The sequence below is a fragment of the Shewanella psychropiezotolerans genome (genome assembly GCF_007197555.1).
GTDB classification, from domain to species: domain Bacteria; phylum Pseudomonadota; class Gammaproteobacteria; order Enterobacterales; family Shewanellaceae; genus Shewanella; species Shewanella psychropiezotolerans.
Genome location: NZ_CP041614.1, coordinates 2325643 through 2340342, shown reverse-complemented (window position 1 = coordinate 2340342; position 14700 = coordinate 2325643). Strand labels below are relative to the sequence as shown.

Genomic DNA, 14700 nt, shown 5'->3' with positions numbered 1-14700 from the left:
AGCTGATATGACTGAGTTTAAGTACCTCATCTTCTTCATGACCTTGATAATAGGTGTGCCTCTAGGTTACCTCTGCTGTCTGCATTCTAAAAATTGCGAGAAATTGGTGTTCTTTCTGGTGATATTTTTTACCTGCGACATGGTCGATATCAACTTTGTTTCCATGGAGACTTATCGTGGTACCACCAGAGGGTTCGAGTTCGGCATGGTGGATATTTCATTGTATATTTTGCTGAGTTTAGTCCTTAAACGTAGGCATCAATTGCCCATCGACTGGTTCCCAATGGGCTCTAGTCTGTACCTGTTGTATTTTCTGTTTAGCCTGGCATCAATCATTAATGCCGATGTTGGTATCTATTCTGCCTTCGAAATACTCAAGATGTGCCGTATGTATGTCTACTTCTGGACCATTGCAAATTACCTGAGAAATGAGCAGCAATTGCAGTGGTTGATGACCACAATCGGCGCCATTATCATCTACATATTTTTCTCTGTCATGAAACAAAAATATCTGCTCGGCATGTTCCAATGTAAGGGACCCTTTCCTCATCAAAATTCATTGGTGATGTACGTTTCAATCTTTGGCGCCATGGCCCATGCCTATCTGCTCAATGTTGCCAGCAGCCGAAGTTGGTTTTGGTTCACCATCTTTGGTATGGCCTCTATCTGCATACTCGCCACCCTCTCGCGCGCTGGCCTTGCCCTGTTTATTCTCAACAGTTTAATGGTGTTTTGCATCTCGCTATGCAGTAAACAAAGCAATGCCAAGGTCAGAAAGCGTCACCTGATCTTACTGATCATCTTACCGCTGGCAGGAACTCTGGTGTTAATCAAAGCCTCAGACACCATTATGGAACGATTTTTATCCGCTCCGGAAGAGTCAAAGATAGTAAGAGTTCAACTCGCCAAAGCAGCGCTTTATATGGCCAATGACAAAGTTCTTGGTGTGGGCTTAAATAACTTCGCTCATAAAATCAATCCTCCCTATTCATACTCATCACATATCCCTATGGTCGACGAAAATGATCCCGATGAAAAACATGGTTTGGTGGAAACCGTTTACTTAATGATTGCAGCCGAAACTGGCTGGTTAAACCTGGTTATTTTTATCAGCTTGTTACTTTTTTTCTATACCAAAAACATAAAAAATTATTTTCGATTGAAAGGTTCACAGAGTCGCTTTATCTGCATCGCATTGATTGCTTCACTGACCTGTATTTATCTGCAGTCCACCTTAGAGTGGGTGTTGAAACAAACCAATAATTTTTATCAATTGATGTTGGTCTTTGCACTTATTGCAACCATGGACCGAATGATCCAAACAGGAGAGCTAAATGGCCAAGCCAAGCGAAAGAGATGCTAATTATTTTTATCAGCAGCTTTCTCCCGGTGTCGAAGCCGACTTATCTCGGGAGCAACGTCAGGAATTCCTGAGAGTATTAAACCGGGCTGTGTCTGTGCCCAGTCAAAAACTACTCTCACTCCAGCTTAGCTTCTGGTTCTTCCGGCATTTCTATCTGGTGGTGTACTTGGGGATCGACTCTCGCTCCAGAGAACGCACCAGCGCCGTCCCTATCGTCAGCGGTTTACTCGCCAAGGGTACCCTTATCCTTTCCAAAGGAATATTTTTTATTCTGGCCAGTTTAATCGTCCTCTGGGTTGCATACGAAATCAAGTCAATGCTCGGGATCGACCTGTTTAAGAATTTTCACCTTATCGATTTAATTAGGTCATTACTATGAAAAAACTCAATATCTTGATTATCAGTAACTACTACCCACCCTTTCACATTGGCGGTTATGAACTCGCCTGTAGAGACACGGTAGAATTCTTACGTCAGAAAGGACATCTGGTAACTGTACTAACTGGGAATAAAGGCAACACGGCTCAATCAAACATTCAGCAAATGGGAACTGTCCACCGGGAACTCATTTATATTGATTATGATAACCCAAGCTATCGCCAACGAGCCGAGGTTGAAACTTGCAATTACCAAATCTGCCAACGATACATTAATCAGGTATCACCCGATCTTATCTATCTCTGGAATCAGCAATACCTTTCTTTAGCACCATCACTTGCCAGCCAAAATAGTGGCATTGCTAAACTCTATGAAATTGGTGACTTTTGGCCCGCCGCTTATATTCGTCCAGGCTTTATCAATGCCCTAAAACGCAAAGTAAAATCTTGGCTACCGGGTTTGATTGGCGGAAGGTTCGATTTTGGCCCCTGCATCGCTTGCTCTCATTGGGTGGGTAAAGCAATTAAAGAGCAACTCAACGCCAGAAATGTAGAAGTCATACACAATGGCACTCAACTGGGCGCCGAGCCTCAAAGAAACCGTAATCAACCTACCTCTTTCCTGTTTTGTGGACGACTATGTCAAATTAAGGGAATAGAGCAAAGCCTACAGGCATTTAAATTATTGTTAGCTAAATTTCCTAACAACCAGCTTAGCCTAACCTGTATAGGCCCGATAGAGTCCCATTACAAGCAGGTTATCGAACAGATGATCCATAACGCGCACTTAGGTGAAAATGTACAGATTTTACCTCCTACTGATGACATGAAACATATTTATCAACAACACCATGTGTTACTGATGCCCACCTTGATGCCTGAGCCTTTTGGCCTGGTCATCATAGAAGCTATGGCCAATGGCTTGGCAGTCATCGCCAGTGACCGTTTCGGGCCTGCCGAGATAATTAATAACGATAAACTGGGCATTCTGATCAACCCGGAGGATCCCATAGCCATAGCCGATGCCATGGCACAACTTATCGATGACCCTGGCCGTTATCATGAAATAACTAAAGCCGGTTATCACCATGTCAGCACGCACTTTCGTCTGGAAATGGTCAAGGAAAAAGTGGAACAAGTCCTGCTACACGCGGTAGAGGAGCATGCGCTATGCCTCACTCTAAACAGTTAATTAAATTAACAGCCTCAAACTACCTGGCCACTATCATCAAGTTTATGGTCATGATCTACCTGACTCGGGAGATGTTTCTACAGTTACCCAAAGAATCCTATGGTTTCTGGGCCTTACTTTGGTCCATATTTGGCTACTCTGTATTACTGGACCTGGGTTTTGGCGTCGCATTACAGAAAAAAACCAGTGAAGTATTAGAACATCAAGATTGGGATAGCTATAACCGCACTGCGTCAACATTATTCGGGACTTATTTTCTATTAGGCTTTGTTATCGTCGTACTAACCTGCCTGAGTGCACCATTTCTGAATTTGATCTTTGTGTTTGAGCCGGGAACTCAGGCTCTGTATACCCAATGCTTTCTGTTTTTTGGTATTGGTACCGGTCTCATCTTTCCTTTTGGGATTTTTATGGAAGTATTACGTGGCGCTTTGTGTATGCAAGTTAGAAATCGTATCGAGGTACTCAGAGATATAGCCAACTGCATTGCGCTAGTGATAGCCCTGAGAATAAATGCCGATATACGTGTGTTAGCCATTATAGTCATCACCAGTCAATGCTTGGCAAATATTGCCATGTATATAGCAGCTAAACGTGCCTTGCCTCGCTTACGACTCTCCTGGCGTTTATACAGTCCGACAAAAATGGTCGAGCTGATGAGCTTCTCGCTCTGTGCCTATGTGATCACCATTAGTAATTTGATTGTTTTTAGAACCGACCAAATTGTCATCTCGGCCTTAGCGGGTGTAGGCCTGGTGGCCTACTACCACGTGACGACCCGATTGGCCGAGATATTTCGCTTACTCTGCTCGCAAATACATGACGTGCTAGCCCCTATGTCTTCAAGCTTTAACGCACAACAAGATAAACAGGCCTTACGACAACTCTTACGCCGTAGTCAACGTTTTGTCTGTCTTCTCGTAGTCTTACTCATTGTGCCTACATGGTTTTTTGTCGAAGATCTGCTGCGGATCTGGCTCGGGCTTGATAATCAACAAACCTTTTGGTGTGCACGGATTTTATTACTGAATATTGCCATTCTGGTTATTTATCGCAATACCACTAATCAAATCTTACTCATGTGTGGTTACCAAAAACCTTTGATGTGGATAGGAATAACCGAATGCATAGCCAACCTGATATTAAGCTGCTTGCTAATACAATCCCTTGGCATCCTGGGTGTAGCTTTGGGCACACTAATTCCAAATATCCTATTGGCCATCTTCGTCAGCATTCCAATGACAAAGAGATTTACGCAAACATCTATTTGGCAGATCTACAAGCCTCTGGTTATCGCCAGCCTTGCCGTTGGCCTGCCCTTCGCGTCGGGACTCGTTTTATTTGAGCTAGTGACAGAAGGTTATAACTCACTCCTGCATATCATCGCGGTCAGCGTGATATGCGTGATTCCGGCACTCTTTTCTGCCTACAAATGTTACCTGTCCGTCAGTGAGCGCCATCAATTGAAACACATAATAATTTCTATGGCCCCTAGATTGCAGCTGAAATTGTAAATCGAACCGATACATGACTAGTCTTTAACAAACAGTTAAATGAGTGGATTTTCAACATACGCTTTTGGAGAAGAATATGACGAAAGGAACCATTATCAATATACCGCGCAGATTTGTAAAAGATGAATGGGGTGGCACCGAAACCGTGATCACTGAAACTGCACATCAGCTTAAGGCTATCGGTTACCAACTTGAAAGCGTCACCACGTTAGCGCTATCTGACAATAAACAAGAGTCGATTTTCGGTATTCCAGTCAAACGTTTTACTTACAGTTATACTCGCTTGGGCCTCTCAAAGAAGCATAGACTCCTGCTCGATAAACGTGGCGGAAATATGTTCTCTCTTTCCCTGTTTTTTTACCTTCTTTTCAGCAAAAAAACCAAAGTATTCCACCTGCATACCATGGGGAGACTGGGAGCCATAGCCCGCATAGCTGCTCGACTAAAAGGAATCCCCTATGTGGTCAGTATTCATGGGGGCTATTTAGGCCTCCCTAAAGAGCAATTAGACGATATGATGCAGCCCCTAAAAGGCAGCTTTAACTGGGGGAAACCGTTTGACCTCTTGCTACAAAGTGGCAAGGTCATAGAAGGCGCAGACGCCGTTATCTGTGTAGGGGAAAACGAGCGGGAAAAGATAGCGGCAAAATATCCTGAAAAAAAAGTAGTCTATCTACCAAATGGTGTTGATAAACAAAGGTTTTCCTCGGGTAATGCATCCGCATTTATTAGCAAATACCATTTCACCAGAACTGACAAGATAATCTTATGTGTCAGTAGTTTTACCCCGCAAAAAAACCAAGAAACCTTACTCAGGGCTTTTGCCAAAGCACACAAGCATTCCCCGGAATTAAAACTTGTTTTAATTGGCGTTATCTATGATCAGGACTACTTTGACCTTTTAGAGAGCCTAAGCACGGAGCTAGAACTGAAGCAGGATGTTCGCTTTATCATCAATCTTAACTTCGATGACCCTAGCTTAGCTAATGCCTATGCCGCCGCAGCGCTTTTTGTACTGCCTAGCCTCTATGAACCTTTCGGTATTGTTGTGCTTGAAGCCTGGGCATCTGGCACCCCAGCGCTTTGTGGTAATGTCGGAGGATTGCCTTCTTTTGTAATAAACGGCGAAAATGGCTTGTTCTTTGACGTTGAGTCTGTGGACTGCCTTTACCAAAAAATGATCGATATATTACAAGACAAGATGCTCTATAAGCACATCCAAAGCCATGCCCTCAAAGCCGTCGAAACCTACTCATGGCAGGCCATATCCAAACGTCTGGCGAATTTGTATGAAGAAATAGCATCATGAAAACTCTGCCAATATTTATGATGATACTCGTGCTAATTACAGCTTGTATGCAAATTAGTTCGAGAGAGATCCCTGAAGGCAGCGAGAACCAACTGTTAACCATAGAGACCAAACCAACCAAGGCTGCCATTTATAAAGATGGTCAATATATTGGTCATTCACCACTGAAAATCTGGCTATGGCACGGGGCCCCCAGAATCAGTCAGATTATCGCAGTCCCCCTGTACAAGCATCAGTTCGTCCAGCTTCAGAGCCTGAGCATCCCGACGATTCCAACCCAACTGACTTTCTATATGACAGAGCCGAGTTCCTACGAATATGATTTTTCAGATAAGCCAACCCAAAGTAAACAAGAACAGCAGCCCAGTCCCCACTTTACACGTTTACAGCTGTTTTTTGACTTCGACCAAGACCAGTTAAACATCAGTGAAATAAACCGCCTTACTCTGTGGTTAAGCCAATTTGGCTCAGAACCCGACAGGATAGAGGTGCACGCGTATGCCGATGAAACAGGCTCCCAGCAGTACAATAAAGCCCTGAGCCATCGCCGAGCACTCGCCATTACCCAATGTTTACACCGCTTAGCTCTCAAGCCTAAAGAATTACTGGTTATTCATCACGGCGAGCGTGTATCCCTTAGCCAGACACAACAATTACCCAAGCAAATCGATCGTCTTGTTGAGTTATTGGTTTTCTATCAAGAGCATGATAGCACTGGAAATAACAAAAAAACCCCCGGGTTGCTGAATCCGGGGGCTTTCAATAACTAAACTTAAATCTGCTTTAACGGATCAGTTAGCTCGTTTTATTCTCTTTCATTTCCGCCGCTTCACACGCTGCCGCGGTGAAGATCACATCGGTAGAGCTGTTCAAGCCAGTCTCAGCCGAGTCCTGAATAACACCTATGATGAAGCCTACCGCAACCACCTGCATGGCTACATCATTTGAAATACCGAATAGGCTACAAGCGAGAGGAATAAGCAGTAAAGAGCCACCAGCCACACCGGATGCCCCGCAGGCTGAAACCGCAGCAACCACACTCAAGAGAATGGCTGTCAGCATATCAACCTGAATACCCATGGTGTGAACCGCAGCTAAGGTTAATACTGTAATAGTAATTGCTGCGCCGCCCATGTTGATGGTTGCACCTAAAGGGATTGATACTGAATAGGTATCTTCATGGAGCTTCAACTTCTCACACAGCGCCATGTTAACCGGAATATTTGCCGCACTCGAGCGGGTGAAGAAGGCCGTGACTCCACTCTCACGCAAGCAGGTAAACACCAGCGGATAGGGGTTACGACGGATCTTGATAAACACTATGATAGGGTTCACTACGAGTGCGATGATCGCCATCGAACCCAGCAACACCGCTAACAGCTGAGCATAACCTGCGATAGCAGCGAAGCCAGTTTCAGCAAACGTCGCCGCTACCAGGCCAAAAATACCGATAGGCGCCAAACGTATGATGAATCGCACCATCTCTGAGATACCATGGCTCACATCAGAAAACACTTGTTTGGTTGAATCACTAGCGTGATGCAGGGCTAATCCTAAACCAACACCCCAGGCCAAGATGCCAATATAGTTGCCAGTCATCAGAGCATTAACAGGATTGTCCACCAGTTTGAATAGCAAGGTATGGATCACCTCACCGATCCCTTCTGGCGGATTAGCACCTTCAGCACCGGTTGCCAAAACTAAAGTAATAGGGAAAGCGAAACTCATCAATACAGCCGTAAGAGCTGCGGCGAAAGTGCCGAAGAGATATAAGACCACAATGGGTTTCATATTGGTTTTAGCATTCTTCTTTTGATTGGCAATAGAAGCCGCAACTAAGATAAATACTAAAATTGGGGCAATGGCTTTCAAAGCACCGACGAAGAGACCACCTAAAAAGGCAACACTTTGGGCTGCACTTTCTGAGAATGTCGCCACTAAGATACCGGCGATGATGCCAAATAAAATTTGCAGCACTAAGCTGCCGTTAACAATTTTTGCTAACAGAGAACGATTTTCTTTCATTGATAGACCTGTCATTATTATATTATATTTTTTATGTACAATCAGGGTGTATAGATTTTGACAAACCTTAACCTCACCTGAATCTTCTTCCTTCACTGTGAAGTTTTATCTAAACAGCCTGCTCATGTCTAGTACTACAGTATAAAACCCTGACTATATTACCCTATGGCAGCATAATGGTAACAGAATACTAAACATTAGCATTGTGTTGTTCTGCCCCTCTTAGCATGGCGCTAATCAACTCATGGGCATCAAATTTGGTTAAGGCTTCATTGGCGCCGACTTGATGAGCTTGGCTCACGCTAATTTCACTGGATAGAGAGGTGTGTAAGATGATGTAAGCCTGAGCTAACGCCGGCGTATTCTTTACTTCAAACGCCAGTTCATAGCCATCTAAACCTGGCATCTCAATATCACTTACTAGCAACTGTATTGGCATACCATCTTTAGCAGCCTGCTCCATGATAGCTAATGCTTCTCTCCCGTCCGGTGTGACCTGGTAGGGAATATTAATGCTGTCGAGTGCATCGGATAACTGTTTACGTGCGACTTTGGAATCATCAACCAACAATATGTGGAGAGGCTTAAGCTTCTCACGTTGGACATCGGTCAAAATGGCTCGAGTTGTTTCCGGACTAGGTGGAAAAACTTTGGAAAGCAGTAGCTCGACATCGAGCAGCTGAACGAGCTGATCATCGAACTTGGTTACCCCAGTTAAATACGCATTTTTACCTAAATTATTTGGAGGAGACTCAATATCTCGCCAATTACATTCAATGATCTTATCTATGGCGCGAACAAGGAAACCGATCACCATACGTTGACAGTCGGTGATAATAATATAGCTTTTCGATAGTTCCTTTTGTGCTATGGGTGTATAGCCAACAGCGGATGCCATATCGATAATGGGTATGGTTTTACCTCTAATGGTGGCGGCGCCCATGATGGTTGGATGAGACTGTGGAATAGCACTGAGAGGCGTGTAGGGGACAAGTTCACGGATTTTAAGTGTACCCAGCGCAAAAAGTTGTCTCTGTGACAGACGAAAAAGCAGTAAGCCTTGTGATTGACTGGCCTTACTCTTCATTAGCATACCGAATTGAGAATTAAATAATGGATTAAGTCTAATCTATCATAGTGTAAAAAGGATGACACTAATCAAAATAACCGTGATAAGTTCTATAGTTGGGACTCAAAAGGAAACAAGGCAATCAGGTCTGCCATAAACTTGCGCCAAAAACCCGCTCCAGGTTCGGCGTAGACAATAAGCCCCTCGGCTTCATCTATCCAGACTAGCTCCCCATCTTCCACTGCAAGGGTGTAAGCCGCTTCGGGTAGCCCCATTTCGACTCCAGTCACTATGGCATCTGCAAATATGGCATTATGGAACATGATACCCATCTCGGTATTGATCATTGCCGATCTGGGATCGAAGTTAAAAGAACCGACAAAGATTGACTCTCTATCTAAGATGAACGTTTTCGCATGCAGACTGGAACGAGAGCTCCCAGACCAGGCCGAAGGCTTATAAAGCGGGTCGGCCTTCACTTCGTATAGCTTAATGCCAGCTTCTAATAAAGGCAGTCGATAGCCCTGATAACCTGCATGAACCGCCAATACATCGGTAGCAGCTAGACTATTAGTGATTACCTTAATGTCTAGTCCAGCCTTAGCGGCTGCGACCAAGCTTTTTGTCCCCTCTCTTGTGGGGACAAAATAGGGGGATACGATTAGCACTTCACGGCTAGCACCGGATAAAAATCGAGATAAGTCTGATAACAACCAACTTTCTTCTGATTTCCTTTGCGCTTTTTCTGGTGGATCATAGACCACCTCAGCCTTTCCCCAGTACCACTCAAGCGTATTTTCTTGGATCTGTTTCAGTAACAGGCTTAATTTTAAACGCCCAACATATTGATTAGACTCAAATGCCTCACGCTCAAGTTCTATCGAGTCGATGGCTTGGGCGAGATCTTTATCAACAATGACATAAGTTGACAGCGCTTCTATCGGTAAACTGACATCCGCATTCCAATATCGATCAAATTGTAGAGACACCTCATCAACAGAATCACCAATAAACATCAAATCGAAGTCACCAAAGTCAACATCGTCATTATTAGAGAAATACTCGTTACCGATATTCCGGCCACCAACAATCGAGGCTGAATTATCTACGGTCAGTGATTTATTGTGCATGCGGCGGTTCATTCTCGAAAAACCGGTAATGAACTCTAGTCCTCTCAGGGTACGAGAATAGGAAGGATTAAACAGGCGGACATCAATATTTGGATGGTTCGCCAGCATCATCAAGCCCTTGTCTAACTCTTTGGTGGTGAGGTCATCGAGTAGTATTCTTACTCTTACGCCACGTTCTGCAGCATCGATAATATGCCAGATAAGTAGCTTGCCCGTATCATCGTTACGGTAGATATAATATTGAAGATCGATACTCGTATTAGCAGACGTGATTAATGCCAGCCTGGCAATGAAGGCATCCAGACCATCAATTAACGGAATGACCCCTGCTTTATCGGGGTGATCTTCTATGAGTGGTGAAACATATGTGGCCAGAGGGGAATCGTCTGCGGGGATAAGACGATAGCTTGCTTTTTTATCAAGGAGATCGGGGGCGCTACTACAAGCAGACAACAGAAAAAATAAAACTGACACTAGCATCACATACAGTTTATCTCTCGCCATCCTAGCTCCTGTTACCCTACTCGCTTGTATATTACTTCTGCTTTAATCTTGTAATGCATAGAGCACATCGAATGCAAATTGATCCCACCCTTCTGCGCTAAAAGCGATATCCCTGACGGCACGAACTTGACTGACAGCATGCAACGGCGCAGCACCATTTTCCATCAAGTAATAAGCCATAATTAACGCCGTTCTGTCTTTTCCAGAACGACAATGGATCAATACCGGCATATTGTTTGCCTCACATTCACGAATGAACGCTAATGCCTTTGGTAACTGCTCCACACACAAAGCCAAATCTTCTTCCTTTGGAGGGATGTTGCTTGAAAATGGAATACAGGCATAAGATAAGTCTGCATCGATAAATGCTTGGGGGTCGCAGTCTTCACCACCATTAACCGAAAGCACTGCACCGATCCCCGAGCGCTTTATTTCCTTTAAATCCCAAGCTTCCTTGTTAGGTCCACTGCGTCCAGCAATTTTGTCTTCAACTAACCAAAATAGATGCTGCATAACCTTTTACCACTCTTATTAACATTGGAATATAACGGCACTTACTACTGAAAAATCATTACAGTAACCAGCACCGTCAAACATAAAACTTTAGCTAGCCATTAACACAGCTATTTTTTAGTCCAGAACTCAGCATTTGCTTTAGGCAATTTCTTACGTTTTTTCTTACCCATTCCCTCTGGGGCTGCCATAGATTTAATCTCTCTTGAGGGACAATCTAAGGGCGCCTCATCATCGGCTTCGAAACCACTGACTTGCTCACGGTCTAACTTGATTTTATTTTTCTTCTCAATGACCTTAAAATGCTGATACTCATCATGAGAGATGAGTGATAGCGCCAGCCCTGCTTCACCAGCACGACCACTTCGGCCAATACGGTGCATATAGTCAACTGGGCTTCTGGGCAGCTCATAGTTAATCACCACAGGTAGTTTATCGATATCTATACCACGAGCAGCGATATCGGTGGCGATTAACACATGGGTCTCGCCACTTTTAAACGCCTCAAGTACCTTAGTTCTAGCACCTTGTGATTTATCACTGTGAAATATTTGCGCCGCAATACCAGCCTTGGCCAACTTTTGCTCGAGTCGATTACAAGTGTTTTTTGCACTGGCAAACACTAACACCTGACGCCAGTCATTCTCTTTAATCAGATGTGCGAGCAGGGCTGTCTTACGATTACGGTTAACCGTATACACCTGCTGTTTAATGGTCGATTTTTCCTCAGTCTGAATCTGGATTTCGACTGGAGTCGATAATAAATTATCGGTAAGGATTTTGACTTCTTCAGGAAATGTGGCTGAAAAAAGCAAGGTCTGTTTGTGTTTAGGCAACAAGGCCAGAACTTGATTTAGCTCTTCAGTGAATCCGAGACTCAACATGCGATCCGCTTCATCAAGCACTAATGTTTTCACATCATCAAGCTTGATGGCGTTACTCGAAATGAGATCGAGTAATCGACCAGGAGTTGCAACGAGAACATCAGCCCCCCCTCTCATGGCTAACATTTGGGTATTAGCCGACACACCACCAAATACGGCCTCTATTTTCAACCTAGGCTTAATCAATTGTCCGTAGCTCTTAAAGCTCTCAGCAACCTGTTGAGCAAGTTCTCGGGTCGGTACTAAAACAAGTCCACAGACCTGATTTCCTTTAGAAATATTAGCGCTACTCTTGGCGAGTTTCTGCAGCATAGGTAAAGCAAAAGCTGCTGTTTTACCTGAGCCTGTAATCGCTCCTGCCAGTAGATCTCTACCCGATAAAACGGCTGGAATCGTTTTCCCTTGGACTAGAGTGGGATTGAGATACTCGAGTAAGGTTAAACGTTTGAGCAGTTCCGGGATTAACCCAAGTTGTTCGAAGGTAATTTCAGGCTTAACTTGTGGAGAGTGTGCTTGGGTCATAAGGATGGATAGATCCGTAAAAAGAGGGCAATATTAAATATGGCCCATATTCTACGCTAGATCAGCAGGGAAAGCTTTTATTTTGATTTTTACCATTGAGGTCCTTTGCCTCTAAAATCGATGAGACCATCCAGTGCAGCAGAGATCTCAAAAAATTAATAATTAACTGAGCTAAAAGCCTGTACAGTTTTCCAATTTGAGCAGAGACTTTTTCATCTCGAGACCATAAGCATAACCGGTTAAGCTACCATTTTTCCCTATCACTCTATGGCAGGGGATGATGATGGCAATGGAGTTAGCGCCATTCGCCGCTCCGACGGCCCTCACGGCCTTAGGTCTGTTTATTTTGTTGGCAATATCGGCATAACAACAGGTCGTGCCGTAATCTAGCGTTAACAAGGCTTGCCAAACGGCTTTTTGAAACTCGGTCCCCTTTGGCGCTAACGGAACTGAAAAGCGCTGTCGCTTGCCAGAGAAGTATTCCTCTAACTCCTTTTCAGTCTGAATTAAATAGCTGAAAGCTTGTTGATTTAGTTCTGTCTGCTCATTCATCTCCAGCTTAGCTTCAACTAAGCTCAGATGTGATAAACCAAATTGATTGGCCTTAATGTAGATCTCGCCCACCTGAGTTGTCACGGTTTTAGCCATAATGGTATCTGAGGTGATTGGCGACTCTTTATCGAAATGGGCAAATACTGGCACATCCGTTAATTGCTTCATGCTAAATTCCATAATTGAAACGTTAAGTAGCTGCCCCAGGGAGACGCTTGCTCAGTAAGCCTATCTGTTAGCTCACTGTAATCGACTCGGGATAACGTATTGGCTTGCTTATCGTGGGCGACGGGTTCTACGCCTTGCTGATACAGAGATAGTACCTTTTTCTTAACCACTAGGTCGGAACACAATAAAATATCAGGATCACTTAGGCCACGCATCTTGGCATAAGCAAGCGTCCATGGGCCTATGCCTTTAATCGATAACCACTCATCGACAGCACCGCCAGGATTCTCACTGACAAATAACCCCAGTGCTTTTAGCGCCGCTTTCCGCGCTCCCGGCATTTTAAGCTCATCCAGAGACGCTGCTGCAATTGCTTCAGGTGTAGGAAAAAGTACGACTTTCTTACCGGAAATAGTGACATTCTCACCATAGGCTTTGACCAGTGTATTTAACAGTGCTGTAGCTTGAATAATACTCACCTGCTGACCCAGTACAGCACGGCAACCCGCTTCAAAAACGGACCAGGTCCCTGGTAACCTTAGCCCTTGGATCATGTCTTTGGTCATGATGGCAGTCGAAGCTAAAACGGTTTCAATCTTGTCCATATCTGCATCCAAGTCTAGCAACCTACGGATCTGCATCGTGATATTTTTTAAACTGGCAAGATGATCACTCGAAGCCAGATAGATATTTACTTTAAATCCATTTTTGTCTGCTTGATGACTTACCTCGAAATATCCTTTCGCTTCACCAAACTGAAAACATCTTCCATAACCTTCTCCATCGAGTTCCCACTCCATTTTTTCAACCATACGCAGCCGATAAAATGCCATCTGACGAGTCCAATTCAATGGCGGCCTATAAGCGAAAAACAGAGATAGCATCACACCATCAGTTATCTGAGCCATTTTATCTGTCCCCTTTTCACCTTTAGCATTTTTCTGAGTCGTTTTTCTAAGGGCGGTAGGCGTGAGCTTTAACGTCTGTTTAAATGATTCATTGAATCGCCTGACACTGTTAAACCCTGCTGCAAACGCAATTTGAGTGACACTTAAATTTGTCTGATGTAGAAGCTGTTTAGCGAACATTAAATCACGAAACTGGGCATATTTTTTAGGCGACGTACCAAAATTGTCGCTAAAAATCTGCCTGAGATAACGGCTAGAAATACCCAACCTATCCGATAATGCCTCAATGTCTATGCCATCGTTTCCTGAAAGCACGCCCCCCTCTATCAAGGTCAATGCCCGCTCTAATGTCGTTCGAGTACCTTTCCAGGCACTGGAGTTGGGGGCACTGTCGGGACGACAACGAAGACACGGCCTAAGCCCTGCACTGGACGCACTAACGGCTGAATCAAAATAACGAACGTTCTCCTCCTTCGGAGCGACTGCTGGACAGATTGGCCGACAAAAAATACCGGTCGTGAGTACCCCGATAAAAAATTTCCCATCGAAACGTGGATCACGGGATAATCTGGCTTTTCTACATGACTCATTGGATAACTTAGGCAAAACGTTCGACATATTTGTGCTAACTATAAGAGGAAATCCTTAAAAGCACTTTACTGAATAAAAG

At 44.1% G+C, this 14700-nt stretch carries 13 protein-coding genes; 6 read left to right on the top strand and 7 right to left on the bottom strand.

The window, feature by feature from the left end; all coding sequences use genetic code 11:
• Positions 1-7: 7 nt before the first annotated feature.
• The 6 genes from FM037_RS10435 (at position 8) to FM037_RS10410 (ending at position 6525) form a co-directional block, all read left to right on the top strand.
• Positions 8-1363, top strand: coding sequence for an O-antigen ligase family protein (locus FM037_RS10435; protein WP_144045946.1), 1356 nt, complete (start codon positions 8-10; stop codon positions 1361-1363).
• Positions 1335-1742, top strand: coding sequence for a hypothetical protein (locus tag FM037_RS10430; RefSeq protein WP_144045945.1), 408 nt, complete (start codon positions 1335-1337; stop codon positions 1740-1742). The genes FM037_RS10435 and FM037_RS10430 overlap by 29 nt, the downstream gene beginning before the upstream one ends.
• Positions 1739-2932, top strand: coding sequence for a glycosyltransferase family 4 protein (locus FM037_RS10425; protein WP_144045944.1), 1194 nt, complete (start codon positions 1739-1741; stop codon positions 2930-2932). Before FM037_RS10430 ends, FM037_RS10425 begins: the two co-directional genes overlap by 4 nt.
• Positions 2911-4446, top strand: a complete 1536-nt coding sequence (locus FM037_RS10420) for a lipopolysaccharide biosynthesis protein (protein WP_144045943.1) — start codon at positions 2911-2913, stop codon at positions 4444-4446. Before FM037_RS10425 ends, FM037_RS10420 begins: the two co-directional genes overlap by 22 nt.
• A gap of 76 nt (positions 4447-4522) precedes the next feature.
• Entirely contained in the window at positions 4523-5755 is a 1233-nt protein-coding gene (locus FM037_RS10415; RefSeq protein ID WP_144045942.1) for a glycosyltransferase family 4 protein, read from the top strand.
• A complete protein-coding gene (locus FM037_RS10410; RefSeq protein WP_144045941.1) occupies positions 5752-6525 on the top strand; it encodes an OmpA family protein in 774 nt (257 codons plus the stop codon). The genes FM037_RS10415 and FM037_RS10410 overlap by 4 nt, the downstream gene beginning before the upstream one ends.
• A 25-nt stretch (positions 6526-6550) precedes the next feature.
• Here the strand turns inward: FM037_RS10410 and sstT are convergent, their stop codons facing one another.
• The 7 genes from sstT to FM037_RS10375 all read right to left on the bottom strand — a co-directional run bounded on the left by sstT (position 6551) and on the right by FM037_RS10375 (position 14648).
• The gene (sstT, locus tag FM037_RS10405) at positions 6551-7780 is read right to left on the bottom strand and encodes a serine/threonine transporter SstT (RefSeq protein WP_144045940.1); all 1230 of its coding nucleotides are present in this window, start codon (positions 7778-7780) and stop codon (positions 6551-6553) included.
• A 190-nt stretch (positions 7781-7970) separates the two neighbouring features.
• Entirely contained in the window at positions 7971-8867 is an 897-nt protein-coding gene (locus FM037_RS10400) for a chemotaxis protein CheV (RefSeq protein ID WP_144045939.1), read from the bottom strand.
• A gap of 92 nt (positions 8868-8959) precedes the next feature.
• A complete protein-coding gene (locus FM037_RS10395; protein ID WP_144045938.1) occupies positions 8960-10483 on the bottom strand; it encodes a phospholipase D family protein in 1524 nt (507 codons plus the stop codon).
• Positions 10484-10525: 42 nt separating this feature from the next.
• Entirely contained in the window at positions 10526-10996 is a 471-nt protein-coding gene (locus FM037_RS10390; protein WP_144045937.1) for a dual specificity protein phosphatase family protein, read from the bottom strand.
• 110 nt (positions 10997-11106) lie between these two features.
• Positions 11107-12402 carry a DEAD/DEAH box helicase gene (locus FM037_RS10385; RefSeq protein WP_144045936.1) on the bottom strand — a complete coding sequence of 432 codons (1296 nt, stop codon included), beginning with the start codon at positions 12400-12402 and terminating at the stop codon, positions 11107-11109.
• A 171-nt stretch (positions 12403-12573) separates the two neighbouring features.
• A complete protein-coding gene (locus FM037_RS10380; RefSeq protein WP_144045935.1) occupies positions 12574-13134 on the bottom strand; it encodes a methylated-DNA--[protein]-cysteine S-methyltransferase in 561 nt (186 codons plus the stop codon).
• Positions 13119-14648: a DNA-3-methyladenine glycosylase 2 family protein gene (locus FM037_RS10375; RefSeq protein ID WP_144045934.1), complete on the bottom strand. Its 1530-nt coding sequence runs from the start codon at positions 14646-14648 to the stop codon at positions 13119-13121. Before FM037_RS10375 ends, FM037_RS10380 begins: the two co-directional genes overlap by 16 nt.
• Positions 14649-14700: the final 52 nt, after the last annotated feature.

Coding starts and splice junctions, on each gene's coding strand:
- FM037_RS10410 (WP_144045941.1), top strand. CDS start 5,752: ATGAAAACTCTGCCAATATTTATGATGATACTCGTGCTAATTACAGCT.
- FM037_RS10425 (WP_144045944.1), top strand. CDS start 1,739: ATGAAAAAACTCAATATCTTGATTATCAGTAACTACTACCCACCCTTT.
- FM037_RS10430 (WP_144045945.1), top strand. CDS start 1,335: ATGGCCAAGCCAAGCGAAAGAGATGCTAATTATTTTTATCAGCAGCTT.
- FM037_RS10385 (WP_144045936.1), bottom strand. CDS start 12,402: ATGACCCAAGCACACTCTCCACAAGTTAAGCCTGAAATTACCTTCGAA.
- FM037_RS10435 (WP_144045946.1), top strand. CDS start 8: ATGACTGAGTTTAAGTACCTCATCTTCTTCATGACCTTGATAATAGGT.
- FM037_RS10380 (WP_144045935.1), bottom strand. CDS start 13,134: ATGGAATTTAGCATGAAGCAATTAACGGATGTGCCAGTATTTGCCCAT.
- FM037_RS10375 (WP_144045934.1), bottom strand. CDS start 14,648: ATGTCGAACGTTTTGCCTAAGTTATCCAATGAGTCATGTAGAAAAGCC.
- FM037_RS10420 (WP_144045943.1), top strand. CDS start 2,911: ATGCCTCACTCTAAACAGTTAATTAAATTAACAGCCTCAAACTACCTG.
- FM037_RS10400 (WP_144045939.1), bottom strand. CDS start 8,867: ATGAAGAGTAAGGCCAGTCAATCACAAGGCTTACTGCTTTTTCGTCTG.
- FM037_RS10390 (WP_144045937.1), bottom strand. CDS start 10,996: ATGCAGCATCTATTTTGGTTAGTTGAAGACAAAATTGCTGGACGCAGT.
- FM037_RS10415 (WP_144045942.1), top strand. CDS start 4,523: ATGACGAAAGGAACCATTATCAATATACCGCGCAGATTTGTAAAAGAT.
- FM037_RS10395 (WP_144045938.1), bottom strand. CDS start 10,483: ATGGCGAGAGATAAACTGTATGTGATGCTAGTGTCAGTTTTATTTTTT.
- sstT (WP_144045940.1), bottom strand. CDS start 7,780: ATGAAAGAAAATCGTTCTCTGTTAGCAAAAATTGTTAACGGCAGCTTA.